This is a genomic window from uncultured Paraglaciecola sp. (assembly GCF_937123705.1).
GTDB lineage: Bacteria > Pseudomonadota > Gammaproteobacteria > Enterobacterales > Alteromonadaceae > Paraglaciecola.
This window is the reverse complement of sequence record NZ_CAKZKO010000071.1, coordinates 1-8305: the sequence shown is the minus strand read 5'-3', so window position 1 is coordinate 8305 and position 8305 is coordinate 1. Positions and strand designations below refer to the sequence as shown.

Below are 8305 nucleotides of genomic sequence, written 5' to 3'. Positions count from 1 at the left end.
TTCAATTTCTTTTTCGAGCAATTGCACATAAGGATGATAAACCTTGTCGATAGTTGAACCATCAGCATGAGACTGAAAACATACAGGTAGCGTTAGTAAAAACAGAAAAATACTGACTAGCTTTTGGCTCACTTTATATACTCTTCAAATGGCGTGACTGTTTTTTCAAACTTAATTACAAGCGCTGCCACGGCCACGATCCCAACAACCGACAGACTGTAAGCGGTGAGCTCAATCAGTGAAGGTGTCGCCTCATAGCCGAAAATGGCATAAGCCATCTGCCCAATAACAGAGGCCTCAGCGATAAACCAACTGCTGTCCCATAACGGCTCACCCGACGAAAGCCAATCAACCTGTATTAGCAATTGGGTCGCTTGCAACACCATGCCAGCCGCCACTAATAGCAACACCGCCGAATGAAATAATTTAACCTTAGATTGATTTGCCATAACTAGTGAATAGAACACAATCGTCCCTACACTTAATCCAACCGCCACCCCAACAAATCCGCTCGTTAGCGCCTTAAGTAATACACCTTCTTTATGCAATAACCCACCATAAAAAATGTATAACTCAGCACCTTCTCGAATAAGAACAACAAAAACTATCACTGACATTAGGTTTCTTAAAATGCGTGTTGAACGGGCCAATCTCAACCATTGGATCGAAATCAACGCACCAATCAAAAGGTATACCGTAAACTGCAAACCGGCATTTACCACTTCCTGGCCTGCATAATCAAACCATTCAGAAACTTCACCCAGGCTGCTGCCATATACAAAAGCCCCCACCAAACCGGCAAGTAGTGCAGCAGGTACCCAGGTAAATCTAACACCCTGGCTTCGGCTAACAGAAAGCAAGACCGCGATTAGAATACTGGCTTCCAAAGTTTCCCTGAGTACGATAATGATGATTTCCAGTAACATAGTTTACCTATTTGGCAATCACCTTGCCCTGAGCAGTTTTCATATTAAACTCTCCAAAGAACGGATATACACCAGGCTTAAGAGGGCCGATAAAAATCACTGTTTTCCTCCCCCCTAAAATGACCTTTTCCCGATTCAACTCATAACTTTCAAATTCTTCCGGTGTATCATCCTCGTTACTGATCAGTAGTTTTACTTTCTTTCCTGCAGGAACCACGAGTTCAGCGGGATAGAATAAGTGATCACGAATGACCAGTTCAAAAACCGGCTTACCTGCCATCACTGAGCCAGAAGTGAAAATCATGGCTAACCCAATGTATTTCTGCCACCACTTACTCATAGGAATCACCCTTCACACTTCTTCTCTCCCTGCCAGGGAAATAAAATTTTGACGGCTAAACCACCCAATTCCAGAGATCTTGAAATAACAATGTTCGCATTGTGAACTCGAACAATGTCAGAAACGATGGATAAGCCCAGCCCACTGCCACGCACATTCGATTGGTTGTGGTCGCCCCCCACCCGGTAGAACCGATCAAGTACACGCTCATATTCTTCTTCAGGCACTCCGGGCCCTGAATCTTCAATCAAAAGAGTGGCTTGATCAGCTCGGCTGCCCACGGTCACGCGAATAACACCTTTTTCAGGTGTATACTTCGATGCATTATCGATCAGGTTTCTCAAAAGAATCGCAATAGAAGGCAACGGACCATGAATGAAACAATCTGTACCCATCAGTTCAATTGTCTGAGACTTCAAGGTTAACTGATCATAAACCTCCACAATCACGTCCTGAGCAGCCTCACGTAGATTAATCTTTTCAATAACACTGTCGTCAATATCCATCGACACTTCATGTAGCGCAAGCAGCTGCTCAATACTGTGCTCCATCCGATCAGCCGTACGCTTTAAGGAATGAAGGGTTTGGTTGTCTTTTTGCTCCTTGGACAGGTTATGAAGATTAATTTTCAACGCCGATAAGGGAGTTCTCAATTCGTGCGCAGCATCTGCTGAAAAACGCTTTTCACGCTCGAAGGCGTCACCCAATCTCCCAAACAGCCCATTTAGTGCGCTAATAATCGGCAGTAATTCACGCGTATACCGGTCTCTCTTGAGCACCGAAAAATCATTCGCGCCCCGAGAGTCTAACTTTGCTGCTAACCGTCTCAACGGCTTAAGGCCAATATGTACAACACCCCATACCAAAAGACCGATAATGGGTAGCACCCAAATAATCGGCAGTATCGTCCGAATCAATACATCTTCAGTCAATGATGAATAGACTCGATGCTTCGCCGCCACAATAATATCTATATCGGGTTTCTGCCCTTCATACCGATATAGCAGCCACTGGTTACCGTTATAACTTCGAAGATGAAAACCGGCATCTTGACTGTAAAATGATGCTTCAGGTGCATTTTGTGATTTAGCAAGCAAGACAGCTTGTTGCCAGACCTGAAACAATGTGTCATCGCCAAAAACGTGTGATGGTATGTTGGTTTGGTGACTAACCAGAGTAGATAGCGTGTGTGCCTTTTCTTCTAGCTGCTGTTCCTCAATGCGGTCTATCGACGCTAAACTATCCCGGTAGCCCTGAAGAGCAGCGATGAAGTTACCCAAGCAAACGACTGACAATATAATGATGATCAGGAAGTGACGAATGGATGTCATTGGGAGGTATCAGCCTTTTTTATCGTATAGCCAATACCCCGGATTGTCTGGATAAAATCGGGCGGGAGCTTTTTCCTCAGGTTGCTGATATGAAACTCTATGGCATTGCTTCCAATAGTCTCCCCCCATTCATAAAGATGTTCTTCTAGCATGGACTTGGTTTTTACCCGGCCCGCCTCTTCCATCAAAATCTTCAGGGTCATGTACTCTTTCTTGGGCAGTCGAATTTCCTGTTCGTTGACGGATAAGGTATGCGCAACGATATCCAAAACAACCGCACCAATTTGGATCTGACTGCTGTCAGACGTATTGAGACGCCTCGACATCGCCCGCAATCTGGCCAACAACTCCATCATTTCAAATGGCTTTGCCAGATAGTCGTCCGCACCGTGATCTAACGCCTTAACCTTGTTATCTAAATCTCCTCGGGCGGTTAATATCAGCACTGCGATGTCGGCATGTGTTTTCCGAACAGACTGGAGTACCTCAAGGCCGTCCATATCCGGCAACCCCAAATCCAGAATGATGATACCGGGCTGAAATTGAGTAATTCGTACTTTGGCTTCCTCTCCCAGCGCTGCATGTAACACGATGAAGTTTTCATTCTTTAACGCTGTTATCAAGCCCTCAGCCAAATCGGGGTCATCTTCAACAATCAGTACTTTCAACTGCTGGCACCATAATCCACATTATTAATAGCCACTAGAGACGTTTTTCGATATCTAATAGCGCCTGTCGTATTTCTTTTCTTCTGCCTTCGTCGGCCAGCGGCCTGTCCTTACGGGATTTGGCCTGAAGTGCCTTTTCCATATAATCTCTGGCTTCAGCATAGCGTTTCTCGCTCCGCAGGTAGTCGCCATAGAAATAATTCGGGTCTATACCCTCAGGGTTGATTAACAGTGCTTTTTTCAATAACGCTTCGGCCTTATCATCATCACCAAAACCTATAGGCCAACCCGGCACATTGAAATAGAGTGTCCCCAGGCTGGTATAGGCTGATCCCTGCAATGCATCAGCATCCAATTCCAGAGCCTTTTCCAGATCAGCTTTGGCCGATTTGGCATACTTCAATGCCCCCAGGCCGCCCTTAGCACCGGCATAGGTTGAGTTTATGATACCTCGCCAGATATACAACTCCGCCGAATTGGGGTACTCCGATATTTTTTGATCCGCTTGCTCAATAAGGGCTTCAAACCCTTCTTTTTGGGCCTTCTCGGTTAACTGGTAGTTGTCAATCGCCCATTGTTTTTGTAAATACTCGACGGCTTCACTCTGGGACTCAGCCATACTCGTAGTTGATAGTATGAGTGCAGCTATACCTAATGCCACTTTGATTCGAATCATGATACACCTCCAGGTTTACACAGGGATTGTTCAGTTTTATTAACATCACAATAACGCTTTATCGTGACCAATTGTTTTGACAGCGCTTTATCTACTAGCTGGGGAAACAGGCTATTCAACTTCACGAAGAAAGACTCTGGCCAGCCCAAATACCGGCTGGCAGACTTACCGCTCCTCAGTATGCCGACTAATTCTTGGGCCACATATCCCGGTTCATCAACGGCGTTACCAAGCTCACGATTCATTTGGTTAATCGCATCCGTATTCAAGGCGGTATTGGTAGCTCTTGGTGCCAGGTAAATCACACGTACTTTCGTATCACTCAGTTCCCGACGTAATGACTCAGTAAATCCTCGCAGACCAAATTTACTCGCACAGTAAATGCTGGAACCCGCATAACCGATGCTGCCCAGTATCGACCCTACATTAACAATCACCGCTTCTGACTGACTCTCAAGTAACGGAAGCAATGTTTGACAAACTTGTATAGGCGCCTGCAGATTCGTCGACAACATAGTGGTGACATCCTCACTATCGAAGTCACTGAGCATCACTAACTCGTTAACACCAAGGCAATTAATCACCCCGCAGGCATTAAAATCACTCGCTGCGGCTTTTAGCGTAGCGATGCCCTCTGAGGTTGTCAGATCTGCCAGTACCTGTTGGTGCTGGCCTTCAATCAAGGTACTTTTCAGCCCGCTAAGCTTTTCCTCGTTCCTGCCTGTTAATAATAAGCTGTAGCCTTCGCGATCTAACACCGAAGCAATAGCCGCTCCAATACCACCTGTTGCACCGGTCAGTACAAGCTTTTGAAATTGTCTAGTCATCAAGGTTCTCATATTTATCAAGGGAAGCGTTGGCAATAAAACGGGTTAACACCTCGAGCTCATCATCTGTTAAAGACTTAACAACCGTTTGCATTTTCAGTTGATGCTTGGTTGGTTGATCAAAGTTACGAAAGCCCTCATCGAAAAAATGAAGTTGCCGGATGATATAGTCAGTATCTAAATAACTAATTTTTGGGCTTCCGGTCATATATCGACCTATGACGCTGTCGTGGCAGCCTTTACATTTATCGCCGTATAGCTGATAGCCATCCCTACCTTTCCCTAACAAATAATCAAAGTGTTTATCACTTTTAATACTGGATGCCCAATGGGAAATGTCTTTCAATTCCTCGTCACTATAGCTAGCAACAGCATCAGACATTGTTCGTGCAGCCGGGTGCCCTGCCCCACGCCAGCCATGCTTGAATGCTTTAAGTTGACGTAAAATGTATTTGTCCGCCAGACCGCCTAACGGCGGACCGGTAACATCACTGTTACTTGTCGAACCGACATGGCACCCCAAGCACTCCTTTTGGTAAACGATAGATTCATCGTCAGCCACGACATTTAGAGCCGAGAACGCCAAAATAACTGCTGCAAGATACTTTGCTGTCATGCTCCCAGAAAGCACTATGTTCATGCTGCAATGGCCATGGCCTGATCCGGCGATAACTCTCTAAATATATTCCCATAGAGGTAGTAAAACGCCCTTGATGAATGAATAATTTGATCCTGCTCACTTGAATCTTCAACCCTGTTCATTAACCCTTCATAGAACTTGATATGATCTTGATCCAATGAACCATGAGAGCGTAAATAGCTGAACGCATTGGCGGGAAGATTTAATACGCCTTGAATCTTATCCGCAGCCAAATCAGCAATTTTGATACTCGTCCCCTCTAGCACATTAACCATGCCAAAAAAGCCAAGTGGGTTTACCCGATTGACCGTATCGTAGGCATAAGCAACCATGAGTTCAGTCGACAGATTTGGCGGATTTCTTCGGGCTTTTTCCTTGTCAAATCCACAGGCTTCGATATCGTTTAATATCCATTCCTGATGGCCGAGCTCTTCTTCGATATACTCAGCCACGGCTTCTCTTAACCACTCCTTGCTTTCAGGTAACCGAGCGCCGGTCGCCATCAACAACGGTGTCGTATGCTTGACGTGATGATAGGCCTGTTGCAAAAATGCCACGTAATCATTCAAGCTAATCTCACCTGATAAGCAATTCGCAATGATCGGTGCTGACATCAAATAGTTACGTTCTGTTTCTGTTTCCTGCTGTAATCGTTGAAAAAAAACCATCGTTTATCCTCTAACCAAATTGCAAAGAAGTGCCATCGTTGTTTTGATACAACTGATTCAGGCGTTCATTAAACTGTGACTTAATCTGTTCTCTTTGGGGGCGACCATTGGCGGTTATACAGGGCTGTAATTCGCGATCCGTAGTACGCAGCCAATCTCCAACTCTGGCATAATCCGGTAGCGTTTGATTACAGGTTTCTACCCAGCTGGCAATGACATCATCGTCCACCGACATGGGTGCACTGACCAGCGCAACGAGAAAAGGTTTCGCATCACCCAATACAACGCATTGGCTAAACAGTGGTTTTGCCATCAGCACGGATTCAATCCATTCCGGGCTGATATTTCGGCCAAAGCTGGTGATTAAAATATTTTTCTTGCGACCATCGATGGAGAGAAATCCATTCTGTAATCGCCCAACGTCGCCGGTATGAACCTTCTCGGGATACCAAGTTAACGAATCTTCCATATAACCGAGGTGTACTGAGCCCGTTACAACGACTTGGTTGTTTTCAATAGCCACCTCACAGTGAGGTAAAATCTGGCCAACAGAATCAACGCTGTCATGGGCTGGTGTGTTTAAGGCGACCACTGAGCCACACTCAGACAAGCCGTAGCCCTGATACACAGGCAAACCCAATTGTCTGGCCTGCTGAATCAGTTGTGGGGATACCTTGCCGCCACCTACAGCAATAAATTTAATCGTCTCAGGTGATTGCCAGCCCTTAAGGCAAGCCTGAACCAGTAATGTCAGAAGCTGGGGTACAAGAATTAGTGAATGAGGTTTTATACGATTGATGCAATTTAGGAGTGCCTGCTCATCAATACCGGAACTGCCTAACATGCCTCGCTCGTGATCCGAGGGTATGACGACTTCTCCACCGCACAATAGCGGTGTATAAACACCCGCGATGTTTTCAAGTAATGTACTCAGCGGTAGAAGACATAGATGTTTTGGGTAACGGATACCAATGGCATCTGCCAGAGACTGCGCTACTCGCCACTGATGTTCCGTACTTAGACAAACACCTTTCGGGTTTCCCGTCGAACCAGATGTGAAGGTGATTTTTTGAGTCGCTAAGGGTAAATCTGCACCCCGTGCATGAGCGTTTCGCCAAACATGAATGGCATTTATCGACGCTAAGTGTTCAAAATAGGGCGTGGAAGAAAACTGGCTATCAATGAAGTCGGGTAGCACTGGCTGATCGCTCAACAACGTATCAACGCCAGCTCGACGAAGACAACCCTGAATTTGGTTGGCGGTAAAAAATGCGGGGAGCGGTATAAAAACCAATCCTAATTCCTGGCAAGCCAGATCAATGAGCACCCACTCTGCCGTATTGCCTGAGTGCAATGCGACTACCTGGGACTTGATATTACGTAACCATTTGATTCGCTGTTTCACCTTATCTAACAGCTCATTATAGGTAACCCGGTAGTCACCTGACGTGAGGGCTATCGCCCCCTCAGGTATCAGGCTGGAGATAAAACCCAATCGCTTCAACACACCAGACATCTATTCTGACCTCAAACGACGGTAGTCTCTTAGAGAGTCTGCCAAACTGGCTATTTGGTTGCCTTGCTGTGACACCCATTCGGATAACTTCTCATTTTCAGCTATCACGGCCATAGCGGTTTCCAGGTTGCCCACCATAACGCGAGGGTTATTCTCGTAATAGCTGCCCCAGAGCGATTGATCCCCCACCAGTCGATCAGGCTCTGCGCTCTTCAGGTAATGAGGTTTGAACCCCAGACGGCCTATCAACCGTTCGACCTGCTCCGTAACGGTAAAGACCATCCACTCATACCCGGCTTCTGCCAAAACCGCAGTCATCATTACCATCAGGAGCGGCCCGTGCCCTTTGCGAGCAATCGCCAAATTACCAATTTCTACCAGCGAGCACCGATCAACGGGCTGATTTGAAAAAGCAGCCACCTGCTGCTCAATAGGTAAATCCAGATATTGTTCCAGAAACATGGGCCGATACAGCCCAGGCCTCATGCCGACGGCACCCACCAATTCCGTGTTGTGGCGGACACCAAAGAGCAGGGGTAAATATTCGTTCAACTGGGCATTGTGAATCTGGCGGTATTTCTCGGCAATAAAACGCTCTAAATCCACTCGTCCAGCACATTTAGCCCCATACAATCCAGCATCTGTGTGTAATTCAGCGTCATATGGGCTGTAGCGAGAATCGCTTCTATGAAGACCGGCCTGCAACATGGGTT

Annotated in this window: 10 protein-coding genes; all 10 read right to left on the bottom strand. The window is 46.2% G+C overall.

Going from position 1 to position 8305, the window contains the following annotated elements; all coding sequences use genetic code 11:
- Positions 1-128 precede the first annotated feature (128 nt).
- The gene (locus Q0688_RS10825) at positions 129-926 is read right to left on the bottom strand and encodes an FTR1 family protein (protein WP_299075945.1); all 798 of its coding nucleotides are present in this window, start codon (positions 924-926) and stop codon (positions 129-131) included.
- A gap of 7 nt (positions 927-933) precedes the next feature.
- Entirely contained in the window at positions 934-1230 is a 297-nt protein-coding gene (locus Q0688_RS10820) for a cupredoxin domain-containing protein (RefSeq protein WP_299075948.1), read from the bottom strand.
- 41 nt (positions 1231-1271) lie between these two features.
- Positions 1272-2597 carry an ATP-binding protein gene (locus Q0688_RS10815; RefSeq protein WP_299075942.1) on the bottom strand — a complete coding sequence of 442 codons (1326 nt, stop codon included), beginning with the start codon at positions 2595-2597 and terminating at the stop codon, positions 1272-1274.
- A complete protein-coding gene (locus tag Q0688_RS10810) occupies positions 2594-3265 on the bottom strand; it encodes a response regulator transcription factor (protein WP_299075939.1) in 672 nt (223 codons plus the stop codon). Before Q0688_RS10810 ends, Q0688_RS10815 begins: the two co-directional genes overlap by 4 nt.
- 34 nt (positions 3266-3299) lie before the next feature.
- On the bottom strand, positions 3300-3941 hold the full coding sequence (locus tag Q0688_RS10805; protein ID WP_299075937.1) for a hypothetical protein: 642 nt from the start codon (positions 3939-3941) through the stop codon (positions 3300-3302).
- Complete coding sequence (locus Q0688_RS10800) at positions 3938-4768, bottom strand: SDR family oxidoreductase (protein ID WP_299075934.1); 831 nt, start codon at positions 4766-4768, stop codon at positions 3938-3940. The genes Q0688_RS10805 and Q0688_RS10800 overlap by 4 nt, the downstream gene beginning before the upstream one ends.
- On the bottom strand, positions 4761-5384 hold the full coding sequence (locus Q0688_RS10795; RefSeq protein ID WP_299075931.1) for a c-type cytochrome: 624 nt from the start codon (positions 5382-5384) through the stop codon (positions 4761-4763). Before Q0688_RS10795 ends, Q0688_RS10800 begins: the two co-directional genes overlap by 8 nt.
- A 20-nt stretch (positions 5385-5404) precedes the next feature.
- On the bottom strand, positions 5405-6076 hold the full coding sequence (locus Q0688_RS10790) for an iron-containing redox enzyme family protein (protein ID WP_299075928.1): 672 nt from the start codon (positions 6074-6076) through the stop codon (positions 5405-5407).
- A 10-nt stretch (positions 6077-6086) separates the two neighbouring features.
- On the bottom strand, positions 6087-7592 hold the full coding sequence (locus Q0688_RS10785) for an AMP-binding protein (protein WP_299075925.1): 1506 nt from the start codon (positions 7590-7592) through the stop codon (positions 6087-6089).
- The coding region (locus Q0688_RS10780) for a thermostable hemolysin (protein WP_299075922.1) at positions 7593-8305 on the bottom strand (713 nt) is incomplete at its 5' end.

Bases quoted from the DNA above. Each gene is read 5' to 3' on its own strand.
- Q0688_RS10825 (WP_299075945.1), bottom strand. From the start codon at position 926: ATGTTACTGGAAATCATCATTATCGTACTCAGGGAAACTTTGGAAGCC.
- Q0688_RS10820 (WP_299075948.1), bottom strand. From the start codon at position 1,230: ATGATTTTCACTTCTGGCTCAGTGATGGCAGGTAAGCCGGTTTTTGAA.
- Q0688_RS10815 (WP_299075942.1), bottom strand. From the start codon at position 2,597: ATGACATCCATTCGTCACTTCCTGATCATCATTATATTGTCAGTCGTT.
- Q0688_RS10805 (WP_299075937.1), bottom strand. From the start codon at position 3,941: ATGATTCGAATCAAAGTGGCATTAGGTATAGCTGCACTCATACTATCA.
- Q0688_RS10800 (WP_299075934.1), bottom strand. From the start codon at position 4,768: ATGACTAGACAATTTCAAAAGCTTGTACTGACCGGTGCAACAGGTGGT.
- Q0688_RS10795 (WP_299075931.1), bottom strand. From the start codon at position 5,384: ATGACAGCAAAGTATCTTGCAGCAGTTATTTTGGCGTTCTCGGCTCTA.
- Q0688_RS10790 (WP_299075928.1), bottom strand. From the start codon at position 6,076: ATGGTTTTTTTTCAACGATTACAGCAGGAAACAGAAACAGAACGTAAC.
- Q0688_RS10785 (WP_299075925.1), bottom strand. From the start codon at position 7,592: ATGTCTGGTGTGTTGAAGCGATTGGGTTTTATCTCCAGCCTGATACCT.